Source organism: Pseudomonas sp. LBUM1678 (assembly GCF_059695575.1).
Window position 1 is genome coordinate 2,691,460 of the sequence record NZ_CP166775.1, and the last position, 17,611, is coordinate 2,709,070.

The 17,611-nt window shown below is 60.1% G+C and carries 14 protein-coding genes; 13 read left to right on the top strand and 1 reads right to left on the bottom strand.

From position 1 onward, the window contains the following. Nucleotides 1-6: 6 nt before the first annotated feature. Complete coding sequence (locus ACA070_RS12410; RefSeq protein WP_497451364.1) at nucleotides 7-927, bottom strand: MurR/RpiR family transcriptional regulator; 921 nt, start codon at nucleotides 925-927, stop codon at nucleotides 7-9. Between the two features lie 311 nt (nucleotides 928-1,238). Between ACA070_RS12410 and ACA070_RS12415 the strand changes: the two genes are divergently transcribed. From ACA070_RS12415 to ACA070_RS12475, 13 genes are all read left to right on the top strand, one after another. Next, nucleotides 1,239-3,176: a bifunctional 5-dehydro-2-deoxygluconokinase/5-dehydro-2-deoxyphosphogluconate aldolase gene (locus tag ACA070_RS12415; protein ID WP_497451365.1), complete on the top strand. Its 1,938-nt coding sequence runs from the start codon at nucleotides 1,239-1,241 to the stop codon at nucleotides 3,174-3,176. A 204-nt stretch (nucleotides 3,177-3,380) separates the two neighbouring features. Further along, entirely contained in the window at nucleotides 3,381-4,274 is an 894-nt protein-coding gene (gene iolE / locus ACA070_RS12420) for a myo-inosose-2 dehydratase (protein WP_497451366.1), read from the top strand. After that, entirely contained in the window at nucleotides 4,271-5,080 is an 810-nt protein-coding gene (gene iolB / locus ACA070_RS12425) for a 5-deoxy-glucuronate isomerase (protein ID WP_411960865.1), read from the top strand. Before iolE ends, iolB begins: the two co-directional genes overlap by 4 nt. A 43-nt stretch (nucleotides 5,081-5,123) precedes the next feature. Further along, nucleotides 5,124-6,626, top strand: a complete 1,503-nt coding sequence (locus tag ACA070_RS12430; protein ID WP_497451367.1) for a CoA-acylating methylmalonate-semialdehyde dehydrogenase — start codon at nucleotides 5,124-5,126, stop codon at nucleotides 6,624-6,626. A gap of 25 nt (nucleotides 6,627-6,651) precedes the next feature. After that, complete coding sequence (locus ACA070_RS12435) at nucleotides 6,652-7,473, top strand: TIM barrel protein (RefSeq protein WP_497451368.1); 822 nt, start codon at nucleotides 6,652-6,654, stop codon at nucleotides 7,471-7,473. A gap of 129 nt (nucleotides 7,474-7,602) precedes the next feature. Then, nucleotides 7,603-9,534 (top strand): 3D-(3,5/4)-trihydroxycyclohexane-1,2-dione acylhydrolase (decyclizing), encoded by a 1,932-nt coding sequence (gene iolD, locus ACA070_RS12440; protein WP_497451369.1) that lies wholly within the window; start codon nucleotides 7,603-7,605, stop codon nucleotides 9,532-9,534. A 33-nt stretch (nucleotides 9,535-9,567) separates the two neighbouring features. After that, the gene (gene iolG / locus ACA070_RS12445) at nucleotides 9,568-10,578 is read left to right on the top strand and encodes a bifunctional inositol 2-dehydrogenase/D-chiro-inositol 1-dehydrogenase (protein WP_497451370.1); all 1,011 of its coding nucleotides are present in this window, start codon (nucleotides 9,568-9,570) and stop codon (nucleotides 10,576-10,578) included. A gap of 146 nt (nucleotides 10,579-10,724) precedes the next feature. Then, nucleotides 10,725-11,585: a sugar phosphate isomerase/epimerase family protein gene (locus ACA070_RS12450; protein WP_497451371.1), complete on the top strand. Its 861-nt coding sequence runs from the start codon at nucleotides 10,725-10,727 to the stop codon at nucleotides 11,583-11,585. A gap of 162 nt (nucleotides 11,586-11,747) precedes the next feature. Beyond that, on the top strand, nucleotides 11,748-12,800 hold the full coding sequence (locus ACA070_RS12455; RefSeq protein ID WP_497451372.1) for a Gfo/Idh/MocA family protein: 1,053 nt from the start codon (nucleotides 11,748-11,750) through the stop codon (nucleotides 12,798-12,800). A gap of 156 nt (nucleotides 12,801-12,956) precedes the next feature. After that, nucleotides 12,957-13,883 (top strand): sugar ABC transporter substrate-binding protein, encoded by a 927-nt coding sequence (locus ACA070_RS12460; protein ID WP_497328694.1) that lies wholly within the window; start codon nucleotides 12,957-12,959, stop codon nucleotides 13,881-13,883. Nucleotides 13,884-13,953: 70 nt separating this feature from the next. Further along, nucleotides 13,954-15,519: a sugar ABC transporter ATP-binding protein gene (locus tag ACA070_RS12465; RefSeq protein ID WP_497451373.1), complete on the top strand. Its 1,566-nt coding sequence runs from the start codon at nucleotides 13,954-13,956 to the stop codon at nucleotides 15,517-15,519. A gap of 212 nt (nucleotides 15,520-15,731) precedes the next feature. Continuing rightward, nucleotides 15,732-16,754: an ABC transporter permease gene (locus ACA070_RS12470; protein ID WP_497451374.1), complete on the top strand. Its 1,023-nt coding sequence runs from the start codon at nucleotides 15,732-15,734 to the stop codon at nucleotides 16,752-16,754. Between the two features lie 327 nt (nucleotides 16,755-17,081). Continuing rightward, on the top strand, nucleotides 17,082-17,486 hold the full coding sequence (locus ACA070_RS12475) for a TraR/DksA family transcriptional regulator (protein WP_007907888.1): 405 nt from the start codon (nucleotides 17,082-17,084) through the stop codon (nucleotides 17,484-17,486). Nucleotides 17,487-17,611 lie beyond the last annotated feature (125 nt).

Below are 17,611 nucleotides of genomic sequence, written 5' to 3' on the forward strand. Positions count from 1 at the left end.
GCTGGGCTAATCCTCGAAACCGACCTGTTCGTGAATCTCGTCGACCTTCAATTCCAGTCGATAGGCCACGGCGATAAACAGCGCCTGGCACAGGCACAAGGTCGCGCTCAACGAGCGGAAGGCGAACGAGCTGCCTTCATTGACCAGCAGCACGGTGTTGGCGCGTTTGGCCAGGGGCGACAGGCTGCTGTCGGTGATGATCAGGGTTTTCGCCTGGTTGTGCTGGGCGATGCGCAGGCAGTGCTGGGTTTCCTTGCCGTAGGGCGTGAAGCTGATCGCGATCACCAGGTCGTTGGCGCGCACGCTGCGCATCTGCTCGCGGTAGCTGCCGCCGAGGCCGGAGACCAAGTGGATGCGTTTGTTGGTGTGTTGCAGGTTGTAGACCAGGTAATCGGCCACGGCGAACGAGCGGCGCACGCCGACCACGTAGATGTTGTCGGCATTCACCACCAGATCCACGGCTTTGTCGAAAGCCTCGTCATCGAGTTCCTGCCCCAGTCGCTCGATGCCGGACAGGGTCGCATCGATGCACTCGCGGGCGAGGTCGCCGCCGCTGGCTTTCTGCGATTTGTTGGCGATCATGCTGCGGATGCGCTGCTGGTAGTTCTGCACCGGCGTGGTTTTGTGCGTGTACGCCTCGCGGAACAGGGCCTGCATTTCGCTGAAACCGCTGAAGCCGAATCGCTGGGAGAACCGCACGATGGCCGACGGGTGCACTTCGCACTCGCGGGCGATGTCGCTGATGCGGTCGACCATGATCCGGTCGCTTTGCTGGCTCATGTAGCTGGCGATGCGTTTGAGCTGGCGCGGCAGGCTTTCGTATTCGTTGGTGATCAGCTGCAGCAGACGCTCGGCATTGATCGGGGGGCTGACGAGATCGCTGTCGGGCGTGCTCTCGGTCGTAGCCGGCTGATCGGTGCGGGACATAGGGAATCCTTCTGGCTTGTTCTTATAGGGCTGACTTTTGTGTCGTCCCCTGACAATAGGTTGGCTGTGCGCAGTCTACAGGGTAGGCCGAAATAAAATCTTGAGCTTGCAGTGCGCGTGAGGTTTGCTGAAACGATGCACTGTGTCTGGAATGCTTTTGTAAAAGTTTATTGGAAAATATATTCCATGTAAAAATTATTTGGAATAAATATTGATTGTTCGGTCCCGGTCGTTTTAGTCTGCATCCCACCAAGAGTGTTCGGCGCCTCCATCGCCCCGAACGCAGGCTGATAAAAATAACAGGAGCCAGCATGGGCCAGACTCGTTTTGCCAGTGGGCGTCAATTGGATCTGATTTGCCTGGGGCGCCTTGGCGTCGACCTCTATGCGCAGCAAGTCGGGGCGCGGCTGGAAGATGTTTCCAGCTTCGCCAAATACCTCGGTGGATCGTCCGCCAACATCGCCTTCGGCACCGCGCGGTTGGGCCTGAAATCGGCGATGTTGAGCCGGGTAGGGGACGACCACATGGGTCGGTTCCTGCTGGAATCCCTGGCCCGCGAAGGCTGTGATGTCAGCGGCGTCAAAGTCGATCCGGAACGCCTGACCGCCATGGTCCTGCTCGGTCTCAAGGACCGCGAAACCTTTCCTTTGGTGTTCTACCGCGAAAACTGCGCCGACATGGCGTTGCGGGCCGAGGACATCAACGAAGCCTTCATCGCCTCCAGCAAAGCCTTGCTGATCACCGGCACCCATTTCTCTACCGACGGCGTGTACAAGGCGAGCATTCAGGCGCTGGATTATGCCGAGAAGCACAACGTCAAACGCGTGCTGGATATCGATTATCGCCCGGTGCTGTGGGGGCTTGCCGGTAAGGCTGATGGGGAAACCCGCTTCGTCGCCGATCAGAAGGTCAGTCAGCATGTGCAGAAAATCCTTCCGCGTTTTGACTTGATCGTTGGCACGGAAGAGGAGTTTTTGATCGCTGGTGGAGCGGAGGATCTGCTCACCGCGTTGCGTAATGTCCGGCGCCTGAGCGACGCGACGCTGGTGGTCAAGCTCGGCCCGCAGGGTTGCACGGTGATTCACGGGGTGATTCCGGTGCGTCTTGAAGACGGGGCGATTTACCCCGGCGTGCGGGTCGAAGTGCTCAATGTGTTGGGGGCCGGCGATGCCTTTATGTCGGGCTTCCTCAGCGGTTGGCTGGAAGATGCCAGCGACGAGCGCTGCTGCCAGTTGGCCAATGCCTGCGGCGGTCTGGTGGTGTCGCGCCATGCGTGCGCACCGGCGATGCCGACCCGCGCCGAACTCGACTACCTGTTCAACAGCCCGGTACCGATTACCCGGCCGGATCAGGATGCGGTGCTGCAGCGTTTGCATCAGGTCAGCGTGCCGCGCAAACAGTGGCAGCAACTGTTCATCTTTGCCTTTGATCATCGTGGGCAACTGGTGGAACTGGCACACAAGGGCGGTCGTGACCTCAACGCCATCTGCGAACTCAAGCAACTCTTTATCAAAGCCGTGGAGCGGGTTGAAACCGATTTGCGTGAGCAAGGGATCGATGCCGATGTTGGCTTGCTGGCTGATCAGCGTTTCGGCCAGGACTCGCTGAATGCCGCCACCGGTCGTGGCTGGTGGGTGGCGCGGCCGGTGGAAGTGCAGGGCTCGCGGCCGTTGGCGTTCGAACATGGTCGCTCGATCGGCAGCAACCTGATTGCCTGGCCGCAAGAGCAAATCATCAAGTGCCTGGTGCAATTCCATCCCGACGACGAGCCGATGCTGCGTCTGGAGCAGGAAGCGCAGATCAAGGGGTTGTATCAGGCGTCTCAAGTCAGCGGTCATGAACTGCTGCTGGAAATCATTCCGCCGAAGGATCATCCGTCGACCCATCCGGATGTGCTGTATCGCGCGCTGAAACGCCTCTACAACCTGGGGATTTACCCGGCGTGGTGGAAGATCGAAGCGCAGAGTGCTGAGGAGTGGAAGAAGCTCGATGAACTGATTCAGGAGCGTGATCCGTACTGCCGTGGCGTGGTGTTGCTGGGGCTGAATGCACCGGCGGCGGCGTTGGCCGAAGGGTTTCAACAGGCCCGGCAGAGCCAGACGTGCCGTGGTTTTGCGGTGGGCCGGACGATTTTCCAGGAGCCGAGCCGTGCGTGGATGGCCGGTGAAATCGACGATGAAGGATTGATCCGCCAGGTGCAGGACACCTTCGTCGAACTGATCGATGCCTGGCGCACAGCCCGCGCATGAACAACGCACCTGATTAATGGAGCTATTTGTGGCGAGGGAGCTTGCTCCCGCTGGACTGCGAAGCAGTCCCAAATCAACCGGCTCGGTGTATCAGATAAACCGCATCCACAGGTTTTACGACTGCTTCGCAGCCGAGCGGGAGCAAGCTCCCTCGCCACAGGTGATCTGTTGAACATTTTAGAAAAAACAATAAAAGGTGCAGCCATGCCCGCTATCCGAATTGGCATCAACCCGATCTCCTGGAGCAACGACGACTTGCCGTCCCTCGGTGGCGAGACGCCGCTGAGCACCGCTTTGAGCGAAGGCAAGGAAATCGGTTACGAAGGTTTCGAACTCAACGGCAAATTCCCCAAGGATGCCAAAGGCGTCGGTGACGTGCTGCGGCCCTACGATCTGGCGCTGGTGTCCGGCTGGTATTCCAGCCGACTGGCTCGCCGTTCCGTGGCCGAAGAAATCGACGCCATCGGCAGTCACGTCGAGATGCTGGCGAAGAACGGCGCCAAGGTGCTGGTTTACGGTGAGGTGGCTGACTCGATCCAGGGCCAGCGCATTCCACTGGTGGAACGCCCGCGTTTTCACACCGAACAGGCCTGGCAGGAATACGCCGACAAGCTCACCGAACTGGCGCGTTTCACCCTGTCCCAAGGCGTGCGCCTGGCGTATCACCACCACATGGGCGCTTATGTCGAATCCCCGGCCGACATCGACAAACTGATGGCGTTGACCGGCAGCGAAGTCGGTCTGCTGTTCGATTCGGGCCATTGCTACATGGGTGGCGGCGAGCCGTTGCAGGTGCTGCGCAAACACATCGAACGCATCTGCCACGTGCATTTCAAGGACGTGCGCAAACCGGTGGTGCAACTGGCGCGCAACAACCTGTGGAGCTTTCCGGACTGCATCATCAACGGCACCTTCACCGTGCCCGGCGATGGCGACATCGACTTTGCTGCGCTGCTCGATGTGTTGCTGGCCAACGATTACCGCGGCTGGCTGGTGGTCGAGGCCGAGCAGGACCCGGCCGTGGCGCCGAGCTACGTCTACGCGAAAAAAGGCTACGACACCTTGCGTGCGTTGCTCGATGAGAGGATTGCGCGATGAGCCTGCTGGTCAAGAGCAACGCCCGTGGCCGGACGATGGTCGAGTTGGGCAAAGGTGAACTGGAATACGTCGGCTTCGCCGCTTACCGCTTGAGCCTGGGCGAAACCTTGCCGGTGGCGGCGGGCGATAAAGAACTGTGCCTGGTGCTGCTCAGCGGTCGAGTCAGCATCAAGGGCGAAGCACCGGGGCAGGGCGCGTTCGACTGGGACAACCTCGGCGATCGCCAGTCGGTGTTCGAAGACAAATCGCCGTTCGCTGCGTACTTGCCTCCGGGCAGTCAGGCTCAAGTCGTGGCGCTGAGCGATGTGCAGATCGCCGTCTGCGCCGCACCGGGCTCAGCCGAAAAGGGCCTCGGCCCACGGTTGATCAAACCCGACAGCATGAAGCGCAGCGTGCGCGGCAAGGGTGCCAACACCCGCTACGTGTGCGACATCCTGCCGGACACCGAACCCGCTCATTCACTGCTGGTGGTGGAAGTGCGCACGCCGTCGGGACACTCGTCGAGCTACCCGCCGCACAAACACGACACCGACGATTTGCCGCACCAGAGCTTTCTCGAAGAAACCTATTACCACCAGATCAACCCGCCCCAGGGCTTCGTGTTCCAGCGCGTCTACACCGACGACCGCAGCATCGATCAAGCCATGGCCGTGGAAAACAGCGACCTCGTGGTCGTGCCCAAGGGCTATCACCCGGTCAGCGTGCCCTACGGCTACGAGTCGTATTACCTGAACGTGATGGCCGGGCCGAAGCGCGTCTGGCAGTTCCATAACGATCCGCAGCACAGTTGGCTGCTCGATCTCTGAACTAAAAAGCCTGATTTCACTTTCTGCACGGAGAACAAGAACAATGAGCGACGCCCCGGTCATCGGCCATTACATCGACGGTCAAGTGCAAGACAGCGGCAGCGAGCGGTTCAGCAACGTCTTTAACCCGGCCACCGGCAACGTTCAAGCGCGCGTCGGGCTGGCCAGCCAGAAGACCGTCGACGACGCCGTTGACTCGGCCCTGAAAGCGTTCCCGGCCTGGTCCGAGCAATCGTCCCTGCGCCGTTCGCGGGTGATGTTCAAGTTCAAGGAACTGCTCGATCGTCATCACGATGAACTGGCCGAAATCATCAGCCGCGAACATGGCAAGGTGTTCTCCGACGCCAAGGGTGAAGTGACCCGCGGCATCGAAATCGTCGAATACGCCTGCGGCGCGCCGAACCTGCTGAAAACCGAGTTCAGCGACAACATCGGCGGCGGCATTGATAACTGGAACCTGCGTCAGCCGCTGGGCGTTTGCGCCGGCGTCACGCCGTTCAACTTCCCGGTGATGGTGCCGTTATGGATGATCCCGCTGGCGTTGGTCACCGGTAACTGCTTCATTCTCAAACCCTCCGAGCGCGACCCGTCCGCCAGTTTGCTGATGGCGCGCCTGTTGACCGAAGCGGGGTTGCCGGACGGGGTGTTCAACGTGGTTCAGGGCGACAAGACTGCGGTCGACGCGCTGCTGCAACACCCGGACATCGAGGCGATTTCCTTTGTCGGCTCGACGCCGATTGCCGAGTACATCCACCAGCAAGCCACCTCGCGCGGCAAGCGGGTTCAGGCGCTGGGCGGGGCGAAGAATCACATGATCGTCATGCCCGATGCGGATCTGGATCAAGCCGCTGACGCCCTGATCGGTGCGGCTTACGGCTCGGCCGGCGAGCGCTGCATGGCGATCTCGATTGCCGTTGCGGTGGGCGATGTGGGTGACCAGCTGATTGCCAAACTCCTGCCGCGCATCGATCAGCTCAAAGTTGGTAACGGTATGCAGGGCGACAGCGACATGGGGCCGTTGGTGACGGCTGAGCACAAGGCCAAGGTCGAAGGTTTTATTGACCAGGGCGTGGCGCAAGGCGCGCAGCTGATTGTCGATGGTCGTGGATTTAAGGTGCCTGGTGCCGAAAATGGCTTCTTCGTCGGGGCGACGCTGTTCGATAACGTCACGACCGAGATGAGCATTTACCAGCAGGAAATCTTCGGCCCGGTGCTGGGCATCGTCCGCGTCCCGGATTTCGCCAGCGCCGTGGCGTTGATCAACGCTCACGAATTCGGCAACGGTGTGTCGTGTTTCACCAGCGACGGCGGCATTGCCCGAGCCTTTGCCCGCACCATTAAGGTCGGCATGGTCGGCATCAATGTACCGATTCCGGTGCCCATGGCCTGGCACTCGTTCGGCGGTTGGAAGCGTTCGCTGTTTGGCGATCACCACGCCTATGGCGAAGAAGGCATTCGCTTCTACAGCCGCTATAAAAGCGTGATGCAGCGCTGGCCCGACAGCATCGCCAAGGGCCCTGAATTCAGCATGCCGACGGCCAAATAATTCATCTATGCGGAGAACAAAAATAATGAGCAAACCCCTGCGTTTCGCCCTGAACCGTATGGTCGCCCCACGTTTGTCGCTGTCCGCGTTCATCGACCTGGCGGTGGCCCTCAAGGCCGACGCCATCGAGATCCGCAACGACCTCAAGGGCGTCGAAATCGAAGACGGCACCGCGCCCGAACGTGTCCGTGAGTTGTGCGCGGCCAAAGGCATCACCGTGCTGTCGATCAACGCGCTGTATCCGTTTGATGTGTGGAATGACGAGCGCCGGGCGCAGGCCTTGAAACTTGCCGCCTATGCCCGGGATTGCGGTGCACAGGGTTTGGTCATGTGCCCGCTGAATGATCGCGCCGACCCGCGAAGTGAAGCCGAGCGCGCTTCAGGCTTGCGCACCGCGTTGGCTGAACTGGCGCCGATCCTGCGCGATCACGGCATCCTCGGTTTCATCGAGCCGCTGGGTTTCGAAGAATGCTCGCTGCGTCTCAAGCGGACGGCGGTGGATGCGATCAAGGGGATTGGCGGGCTGGATGTGTTCCGGCTGGTTCACGACACCTTTCACCATCACTTGGCCAGCGAGCATGAGTTCTTCCCCGAGCTGACCGGGCTGGTGCACATCTCCGGTGTCGAGGATGCCGAGGCACCGCTGGCGACCATTCGCGACGGTCACCGGGTGCTGGTGGGCGAGGGCGACATCCTCGGCAACGCCGCGCAGATCGACACCTTGCTCAGCAGCGGTTACAGCGGCTACCTGTCGTTCGAGCCGTTTGCCGACAGCGTCCATGGGTTGGCAGATATCCAACAGGCCATCGGTGCAAGTATGGATCACCTACAAAAATCCCAAGGCTAATGAAGATCCCCTGTAGGAGTGAGCCTGCTCGCGATTGCGGAGTGTCAGGCACATCAATGTCAACTGACACTCCCTCATCGCGAGCAGGCTCACTCCCACAATGTTTTTTGGTGTATTGAAGGATCGGTTATGACCACAACAAGACTGACCATGGCCCAGGCCCTGGTGAAATTCCTCGATAACCAGTACATCGAGGTCGATGGCGTCCAGAGCAAATTCGTCGCCGGGATCTTTACCATTTTCGGTCACGGCAACGTGCTGGGCCTGGGGCAAGCCCTGGAGCAGGACAGCGGCGACCTGATCGTCCATCAGGGCCGCAACGAGCAAGGCATGGCCCACGCCGCCATCGGTTTTGCCAAGCAACACCTTCGCCGCAAAATCTACGCCTGTTCCTCATCCGTCGGCCCGGGCGCGGCCAACATGCTGACCGCCGCCGCGACGGCCACCGCCAACCGCATTCCCTTGCTGCTGTTGCCCGGCGATGTCTACGCCTGCCGCCAGCCGGACCCGGTGCTGCAACAGATCGAGCAGTTCCACGACCTGAGCATCAGCACCAACGATGCGTTCAAGGCTGTGAGCAAATACTGGGACCGCATCAACCGCCCCGAGCAGTTGATGACCGCGGCAATCCACGCCATGCGCGTGCTCACCGACCCTGCCGAAACCGGCGCGGTGACCCTGGCCTTGCCGCAAGACGTGCAAGCCGAGGCCTACGACTATCCCGATTACTTCCTGCAAAAACGCGTGCACCGCATCGAGCGCCGTCCGGCCACCGAAGCGATGCTCGGCGATGCCTTGGCGCTGTTCAAAGGCAAGCGCAAACCGCTGATCATTTGCGGTGGCGGGGTCAAATACTCCGGTGCCAATGCGGTGTTGCAGGCGTTTGCCGAGCGCTTCGATATTCCCTTCGCCGAAACCCAGGCTGGCAAGAGCGCGGTGGTGTCCAGCCATCCGCTGAACGTTGGCGGGATCGGCGAAACCGGTTGTCTGGCGGCGAATCTGTTGGCCAGGGAGGCGGATCTGATCATCGGTATCGGCACCCGCTACAGCGATTTCACCACCGCGTCGAAGTCCCTGTTCCAGCATGCCGACGTGCAGTTTCTCAACCTCAACATCAGCCCGTGCGATGCCTTGAAACTGGATGGCGTGCAACTGCTGGCGGATGCCAAAACCGGCTTGCAAGCCTTGACTGAGGCCTTGGGCGATTACCGTTCCGCGTGGGGCGATCAACCGCGTCAGGCCAAGGCGCAACTGGACGAGGAAGTCGACCGCCTCTATCAGGTCGACTACCAGACCCAGGACTTCATCCCGGAAATCAACGACCACATGGACCCGGCGGTCCTGCGCGAATTCATCGAGCTGACCGGTTCCTGCCTGACCCAGAGCCGTGTGCTCGGCGTGCTCAACGAAACCCTCGCCGATGACGCCGTGATCGTCGCCGCCGCCGGCAGCCTGCCCGGTGACTTACAGCGCAGCTGGCGCAGCAGGGGCGTGAACACCTATCACGTCGAGTACGGTTATTCCTGCATGGGGTACGAGGTCAACGCCGCATTGGGCGTGAAACTCGCCGAGCCCGAGCGCGAGGTCTATGCGCTGGTAGGCGACGGCTCTTACATGATGCTGCACTCGGAGCTGGCAACCTCAATCCAGGAGCGCCGCAAGATCAACGTGGTGCTGCTCGACAACATGACCTTCGGCTGCATCAACAACCTGCAGATGGAACACGGCATGGACAGCTTCGGCACCGAGTTCCGCTTCCGCAACCTGGAAACCGGCAAGCTCGATGGCGGGTTCGTGCCGGTGGATTTCGCCATGAGTGCGGCGGCCTATGGTTGCAAGACTTACAAAGTGAACACCGTTGAAGAGCTGAAAGCCGCGCTGGCGGATGCACGCCAGCAGACCGTATCGACGCTGATCGACATCAAGGTGTTGCCCAAAACCATGATCCACAAATACCTGTCGTGGTGGCGGGTCGGCGTGGCGCAAGTCTCCACCAGCGCCCGCACCGATGCGGTGGCCAAGACCCTGAACGAACGACTGGCCAAGGCCCGTCAGTACTGACTGCTCGACAAAAATTCCAACAGGAGATCAGAAATGTCTTTGAAACTGGGTGTTATCGGTACAGGGGCCATCGGCCAGGATCACATTCGTCGTTGCAGCCAGACCTTGCTCAACAGCCAGGTTGTCGCCGTCACCGACATCAATTTGCAGCAAGCGGCCAAGGTGGTTGCCGACCTGAAACTGACCGCCGAGGTCTACCCCGACGGCCACGCGCTGATCAAGGCGCCGGAAGTCGAAGCGATCCTCGTCACCTCTTGGGGGCCGAGCCACGAAGAGTTTGTGCTGGCGGCGATTGCGGCGGGCAAACCGGTGTTCTGCGAAAAACCCCTGGCCGTCACTGCTGAAGGCTGCCGCAAAATCGTCGAGGCAGAAGTGGCCCACGGCAAGCGCTTGGTGCAGGTCGGTTTCATGCGTCCGTACGATGAAGGTTATCGCGCCCTCAAAGCGGTGATCGACAGCGGCCAGATCGGTGAACCGCTGATGCTCCACTGCGCGCATCGCAACCCGACCGTGGGCGAGAACTACAAGACCGACATGGCCATCACCGACACGCTGATCCATGAACTCGACGTGCTGCGCTGGTTGCTCGACGACGATTACGTCTCGGTGCAAGTGGTGTTCCCGCGCAAGAGCAGCAAGGCCCTCGCGCATTTGAAAGACCCGCAAATTGTGCTGCTGGAAACTGCCAAGGGCACGCGCATCGACGTGGAAGTGTTCGTCAATTGCCAGTACGGCTACGACATTCAGTGCGAAGTGGTGGGGGAGACCGGCATCGCCAAACTGCCGGAGCCTTCGCAGGTTCAACTGCGCAGCGGGGCAAAGCTGTCCAACGCGATCTTGATGGACTGGAAGGATCGCTTCATCGCCGCGTACGACGTCGAGTTGCAGGCGTTCATTGATGGTGTGCGAGCGGGGCAGGTGGGCGGTCCCTCGGCATGGGATGGCTTCGCAGCGGCGGTGGCAGCGGATGGCTGCATCGAAGCCCAAAACAGCGGCCAGATCGTAAAAGTCACCCTGCCAGACCGCCCACACTTCTACGGCTAACCCCGTTCCCCTGTAGGAGCGAGCCTGCTCGCGATAGCGTCAGCGCATTCAACATTAATGTCGGCTGATCGTCCGCAATCGCGAGCAGGCTCACTCCCACAGGGGAAAGTGGCAAGGCTGAGGCAATGGTGAAGGAGAACAATAAAATGCGCATCGCACTAGACCCTTACATGTACCGCACCCTGTCCCTGGGCAAGATGGTCGATAAAGTCGCCGAACTTGGCTACGAACACATCGAACTCTCGCCCCGGGAAGATTTCCTGCCGTTCTACAAGGCCCCGCGGGTCGACAAGGCGCGGATCAAGGAATTTCGCAAAGCCCTGAGCGACACCGGGGTCAAACTGTCTTCTTTATTACCGATGTACCACTGGGCCTCCGCCGACGAAGGCCTGCGTGTGGCTGCGGTGCGCAACTGGAAACGCGCAATCCAGATTGCCGTGGAAATGGACTGCGAGTTGGTCAACACCGAGTTCACCGGCCAGTCAGACAATCCGCTGGTCTGCGAGAACCAGTTCATGCGCTCCATGGATGAGCTGATCCCGGAGTTTGAACGCGAAGGCATCAAGCTCGACATCCAGGCCCATCCGTACGACTTCTGCGAGCGCAACAACGAGTCGGTGGACATCATTCGCGGTCTGGATCGCGAGTGGATCAACTACCTCTATGCCGCGCCGCACACCTTCTTCTATGACGATGGCAGAGGCGATATTGCCTCGATGCTCAAATATGCGGGCTCCAAGCTGAGCCACTTGATCATCGCCGACACCTACAACCACAAGGCTTCATCGGGTTTGCGCTACATCGTCAACCCGCCGGGCGTTACGGCCACCGTGCACCAGCATCTGGACATCGGGCAGGGCGAAGTCGACTGGGAGGCGTTTTTTGGCACCTTGCGCGAGATCAAGTTCGACGGCATCGCCACGGTCTCGGTGTTCGCCTGGGAAGACCGGCCGGACGCGTCCAACCGGATGATGCTCGAACGAGTCAAAAGCGAACTCTGCCGCTAAAGGCCTGCACAAAACCTGTAGGAGCGTAGCTTGCTCGCGAAAGCGGCGGCACAGTCAATATTGATGTCGCCTGATACAACGCTTTCGCGAGCAAGCTTCGCTCCTACAGGGACGATGTACACCCGATAAGCGGTTTACAGAACAATAAGAAGGAATGCACACATGCGCATCGGACTTGTCGGTTACGGCCATGGCGGCCGGTTTTTCCATGCTCCGCTGATCAGCAGTCTGCCGGCGGCGAAGTTCGTTGGTGTGGTCACCCGTTCCCCGGAGCGCCGACGGTTGCTGGCGGTTGAGCACCCCGGCGTGCCGGCCTTCGACAGCATCGGCCAACTGGTGGAAGCCCGTGTCGATGTGCTGGTGATCTCCACACCGCTCAAGGGTCGCCCGGCGCTGGTGCTCGACGGTATTGAACACGGAGTGGCGGTGGTCAGCGACAAGCCGTTCGCCGCCGATGCGCAGCAAGCCCAAACCCTGATCACCATGGCCGAGCGCCAGGGCGTGCAGCTCAGCGTCTACCAGAACCGCCGCTGGGACTCGGACTTCCTCACCGTGCGCAAACTCATCGAGTCCGGTGCGCTGGGCCACGTCACCCGTTTCGAATCGCGTATCGAGCGTTACTCGCCGCAATCGGTGAACAACGGCAGTGGCGGTGGCTTCCTGCGTGATCTGGGCAGTCACCTGGTGGATCAGGCGTTATTGCTGTTCGGCCCGGTGACACAGGTCTACGCCGAACTGGATTACCTGGAAAAAGGCCAAACCTTCGACAACGGCTTCTTTGTGTCCCTGACCCACGCCAGCGGGGTGATCTCGCACCTGGGCGGCAGTTGCCTGCAAAACACACCGGGCCCGCGATTCCGCGTGACCGGCACCCAAGGTTGTTACAGCGTCGATGGCCTGGACGGGCAAGAAGCCTCGGCGCTCGCCGGACTTTCGCCGAAATCCGAGGGTGAACGCTGGGGCGTGGAAGAGCATCGCCGCTGGGGTTGGTTCGAACAGGGTGAAGTGCGCGAGCGCGTTCCCTCGGAGCGCGGGTGCTGGAACCAGTTCTATTTGCAGCTACAAACCGCGTTACAGAGCGGTGGCCCACTGCCTGTGGAAGCCCGTGATGCACTGGCGACCACCCGCGTTCTAGACGCTGCGCGACTGAGCTTCGAGCAGCATCGGGTGGTGGAATTAAGCCCGTTTGAGAGCCATGGAACAAAATCAGAATAAAATTCTAAAATGAGTTGATATAGAAATAATATTCCAATAAAGTCATTTCCAGCGAACTGCCTCTCGCTCGTCATCAACGCTTTTACCGCTTGCCTGCTTACTGAAATCGTCACGCCTCATCCATAAAACCAACAAGAATGTGGAGAAAGACTTTTCATGAAGACCAAGATCCGTTTTGCCTCACTGGCCTTGTCCCTGATGTTCGCCAGCGGCGCTGCACTCGCCGATATGAAAATCGGCGTCAGCATGTCCCAGTTCGATGACACCTGGCTGACCTACCTGCGCGAATCCATGGACAAGAAAGCCAAGTCCTATCCCGATGGCGTCCAGTTGCAGTTCGAAGATGCCCGCAGCGACGTGGTCAAGCAGTTGAGCCAGGTAGAAAGCTTCATCAGCCAGAAAGTCGATGCCATCGTGGTCAACCCGGTGGATACCGCCGCCACCAGGAAAATCACCGAAGCCGCCGTCAAGGCGGGCATCCCGCTGGTCTACGTCAACCGTCGCCCGGATGACCTGAAGCTGCCAAAAGGCGTGGTCACGGTCGCCTCCAACGACCTCGAAGCCGGTGAAATGCAGATGCAATACCTGGCCGACAAGATGGGTGGCAAGGGCGACATCGTGATTCTGTTGGGCGACCTCGCGAACAACTCCACCACCAACCGCACCAAAGGCGTCAAAGAGGTGCTGGCCAAATACCCGAACATCAAGATCGAGCAAGAACAGACCGGCACCTGGCTGCGGGATAAAGGCATGACCCTGGTCAACGACTGGCTGACCCAGGGTCGCAAGTTCGATGCGGTCGTGGCCAACAACGACGAAATGGCCATTGGTGCCGCGATGGCCCTGCAACAGGCCGGCGTCGACAAGGGCAGCGTGCTGATCGCCGGTGTCGACGGTACGCCCGACGGCTTGAACGCAATCAAGAAAGGCAGCCTGGCGGTCTCGGTGTTCCAGGACGCGAAAGGTCAGGCCGACGGCTCCATCGATACGGCAGTGAAAATGGCCAAAAACGAGCCGGTTGAACAGGCCGTGTGGGTGCCATACCGCTTGATCACCCCGCAAAACGTAGACACGTTCAAATAGGCTGTCCGCCAAATAACAACAATAAGCACGCAAGGTTGCCACCGCGACCTTGCTGATGGAGTACCTGATCATGTTCGCTTCAGCGACTGCTTCGAGCACCCCGTTGGTGGGTATCCAGCCAACCGCAACACCTGTCGATGAGCCGTACCTGCTGGAGATCATCAACGTCAGCAAGGGTTTTCCCGGTGTGGTGGCGTTGTCCGACGTGCAGCTGCGGGTTCGTCCCGGCTCCGTGCTTGCGCTGATGGGCGAGAACGGCGCGGGTAAATCGACCCTGATGAAAATCATCGCCGGCATCTACCAGCCGGACGCCGGCGAACTGCGCCTTCGCGGCAAACCGGTGGTGTTCGACACGCCACTGGCCGCGCTGCAGGCCGGGATCGCCATGATCCACCAGGAACTCAACCTGATGCCGCACATGAGCATCGCCGAGAACATCTGGATCGGCCGCGAGCAGCTCAACAGCCTGCACATGATCGACCACCGCGAGATGCACCGCTGCACCGCGAAACTGCTCGAACGCCTGCGGATCAACCTTGACCCGGAGGAGCAGGTCGGCAACCTGAGCATCGCCGAACGGCAGATGGTCGAGATCGCCAAGGCAGTGTCCTACGACTCGGACATCCTGATCATGGACGAACCGACCTCCGCCATTACCGACAAGGAAGTCGCGCACCTGTTCTCGATCATTGCCGACCTCAAGGGCCAGGGCAAAGGCATCATCTACATCACCCACAAAATGAACGAAGTGTTCGCCATCGCCGATGAAGTGGCGGTGTTCCGTGACGGCACCTACATCGGCCTGCAACGGGCCGACAGCATGGACGGCGACAGCCTGATTTCGATGATGGTCGGCCGCGAGCTGAGCCAGTTGTTCCCGGTTCGCGAGAAGCCCATCGGCGATCTGCTGCTGTCGGTGCGCGACCTCAAGCTGGACGGTATTTTCAAAGGCGTGTCCTTCGACCTGCATGCGGGCGAGATCCTCGGCATCGCCGGGTTGATGGGCTCGGGCCGCACCAACGTTGCCGAAGCGATTTTCGGCATCACTCCGAGCGACGGTGGCGAGATTCGCCTCGACGGCGAAGTGGTGCGCATCAGCGATCCGCACATGGCGATCGAGAAGGGCTTCGCGTTGTTGACCGAGGACCGCAAGCTCAGCGGCCTGTTCCCGTGCCTGTCGGTGCTGGAAAACATGGAGATGGCAGTGCTGCCGCATTACGCCGGCCACGGTTTCATCCAGCAGAAAGCCCTGCGGGTCTTGTGTGAAGACATGTGCAAGAAACTGCGGGTGAAAACCCCGTCGCTTGAGCAATGCATCGACACCTTGTCCGGCGGCAACCAGCAGAAAGCCCTGCTGGCGCGTTGGCTGATGACCAATCCACGAATCCTGATCCTCGACGAGCCGACCCGCGGCATCGATGTCGGCGCCAAGGCCGAGATCTACCGGCTCATTTCCTACCTCGCCAGCGAAGGCATGGCGGTGATCATGATTTCCTCGGAACTGCCGGAAGTGCTCGGCATGAGCGACCGGGTGATGGTCATGCACGAGGGCGACCTGATGGGCACCCTCGACCGCAGCGAAGCGACCCAGGAACGAGTCATGCAACTGGCCTCGGGTATGTCCGTACGCCATTGAGTCAAGGGTGAGCAGAGTCCAAGGGTGAACAGGGATTCTGTGGCGAGGGAGCTTGCTTGTGGCGAGGGAGCTTGCTCCCGCTGGGTCGCGAAGCGGCCCCAAAAGAATGGGACTGCTGCGCAGTCCGACGGGAGCAAGCTCCCTCGCCACAGGGAATCACAGGTCACAAGGTATGTATTCGGTGCCGGAATTCATTAGAAGGGTGAGTGGTTATGAACGCGATACTGGAAAACAAGCCAGCAACGGCACCGGTCAAGAGTCGCCGGCGCTTTCCGACCGAGTTGAGTATTTTCCTGGTGCTGATTGGTATCGGCCTGATCTTCGAAGTGTTCGGCTGGATCGTGCGCGACCAGAGCTTCCTGATGAACTCCCAGCGCCTGGTGTTGATGATTTTGCAAGTGTCGATCATCGGCCTGCTGGCGATTGGCGTGACCCAGGTGATCATCACCACCGGTATCGACCTGTCATCCGGTTCGGTGCTGGCGCTGTCGGCGATGATCGCTGCCAGTCTGGCCCAGACTTCGGATTTCGCCCGGGCGGTGTTTCCGTCGCTGACTGACTTGCCGGTATGGATTCCGGTGATCGCCGGGCTCGGCGTGGGACTGCTGGCGGGTGCGATCAACGGCAGCATCATTGCTATCACCGGGATTCCGCCGTTCATTGCCACCCTCGGCATGATGGTGTCGGCGCGTGGCTTGGCGAGGTTCTACACCGAAGGCCAGCCGGTGAGCATGCTATCGGATTCCTACACGGCCATCGGACATGGCGCCATGCCGGTGATCATTTTCCTGGTCGTCGCGGTGATCTTTCACATCGCGCTGCGCTACACCAAGTACGGCAAGTACACCTACGCCATCGGCGGCAACATGCAGGCGGCGCGGACCTCGGGGATCAACGTCAAGCGTCACCTGGTGATCGTCTACAGCATCGCCGGGTTGCTTGCCGGCCTGGCAGGAGTGGTCGCCTCGGCACGTGCCGCGACCGGGCAGGCGGGGATGGGCATGTCGTATGAGCTGGACGCGATTGCCGCAGCCGTGATCGGCGGCACCAGCCTGGCCGGCGGTGTCGGGCGCATTACCGGTACGGTGATCGGTGCCTTGATTCTCGGGGTGATGGCCAGCGGGTTTACCTTTGTCGGGGTGGATGCGTATATTCAGGACATCATCAAGGGACTGATTATTGTGGTGGCGGTGGTGATCGACCAGTACCGCAACAAGCGTAAACTCAAGCGCTGAGTCTTAGAACAGACAGCCAATGCGCCACGCCTGACCCGCGTGGCGCAGCCGTTTGTCTTCTCTATACAGCCGCTCGATTGAATTTCTTGCTATAAACGCACTCCGATAACCACCGCAGAGGCTGCCATAGAGCACTTTCCGGGCTTTGTCGGACAAATTCGCTGTCTTTTCAGTTGCTGAGGCCTCAAGTCGGCCTTAGACTGCCGGCCCTCGTAAATTGAGTGCCGGGTGGCGCTTGGAATAAACGGCGCCTTTCCGATGGCCAGACCTGGTCTGCCGGAATGCTCCCTAATTCGCCTTAATGCACGTTTTTTTATAGAGATATCAATGACAAAGGACAAGTTGCTGGCCATGCCGGCGGATGACTACATGAATGCCGAGCAACATGCTTTCTTCTCCGAGCTGTTGCAGAACATGAAAGTCGAAACCCATGAGCGCATTGAGCAGAACCGCATCGCCATCGAGAGCCTGGACACCCCAGCCGATCCGGCCGACGCTGCTTCTGTCGAAGAAGAGCGCACCTGGCTGGTGAACGCGATCGATCGCGACCAGCGCATGCTGCCTCAGTTGGAACAGGCTCTGGAACGCATCAAAGAAGACAGCTTCGGCTGGTGCGACGACAGCGGCGAGGCCATCGGCCTGAAACGCCTGCTGATCAGCCCGACCACCAAGTACTGCATCGAAGCTCAAGAGCGTCACGAACAGATCGACAAGCACCAGCGTCAGGCCTGATTCCGTAACGCCCCGCATCGCGGGCAATCCTGCTCCCACACGTTCATCGAGAACCATGTGGGAGCGGGCTTGCCCGCGATGCTTTTTGCCGCCTGCGAAAACCCCAAGCACTTCTATTGATCTGC

Coding starts and splice junctions, on each gene's coding strand:
- ACA070_RS12410 (WP_497451364.1), bottom strand. CDS start 927: ATGTCCCGCACCGATCAGCCGGCTACGACCGAGAGCACGCCCGACAGC.
- iolG (WP_497451370.1), top strand. CDS start 9,568: ATGTCTTTGAAACTGGGTGTTATCGGTACAGGGGCCATCGGCCAGGAT.
- iolB (WP_411960865.1), top strand. CDS start 4,271: ATGAGCCTGCTGGTCAAGAGCAACGCCCGTGGCCGGACGATGGTCGAG.
- iolE (WP_497451366.1), top strand. CDS start 3,381: ATGCCCGCTATCCGAATTGGCATCAACCCGATCTCCTGGAGCAACGAC.
- ACA070_RS12430 (WP_497451367.1), top strand. CDS start 5,124: ATGAGCGACGCCCCGGTCATCGGCCATTACATCGACGGTCAAGTGCAA.
- ACA070_RS12460 (WP_497328694.1), top strand. CDS start 12,957: ATGAAGACCAAGATCCGTTTTGCCTCACTGGCCTTGTCCCTGATGTTC.
- ACA070_RS12450 (WP_497451371.1), top strand. CDS start 10,725: ATGCGCATCGCACTAGACCCTTACATGTACCGCACCCTGTCCCTGGGC.
- ACA070_RS12415 (WP_497451365.1), top strand. CDS start 1,239: ATGGGCCAGACTCGTTTTGCCAGTGGGCGTCAATTGGATCTGATTTGC.
- iolD (WP_497451369.1), top strand. CDS start 7,603: ATGACCACAACAAGACTGACCATGGCCCAGGCCCTGGTGAAATTCCTC.
- ACA070_RS12455 (WP_497451372.1), top strand. CDS start 11,748: ATGCGCATCGGACTTGTCGGTTACGGCCATGGCGGCCGGTTTTTCCAT.
- ACA070_RS12470 (WP_497451374.1), top strand. CDS start 15,732: ATGAACGCGATACTGGAAAACAAGCCAGCAACGGCACCGGTCAAGAGT.
- ACA070_RS12435 (WP_497451368.1), top strand. CDS start 6,652: ATGAGCAAACCCCTGCGTTTCGCCCTGAACCGTATGGTCGCCCCACGT.
- ACA070_RS12465 (WP_497451373.1), top strand. CDS start 13,954: ATGTTCGCTTCAGCGACTGCTTCGAGCACCCCGTTGGTGGGTATCCAG.
- ACA070_RS12475 (WP_007907888.1), top strand. CDS start 17,082: ATGACAAAGGACAAGTTGCTGGCCATGCCGGCGGATGACTACATGAAT.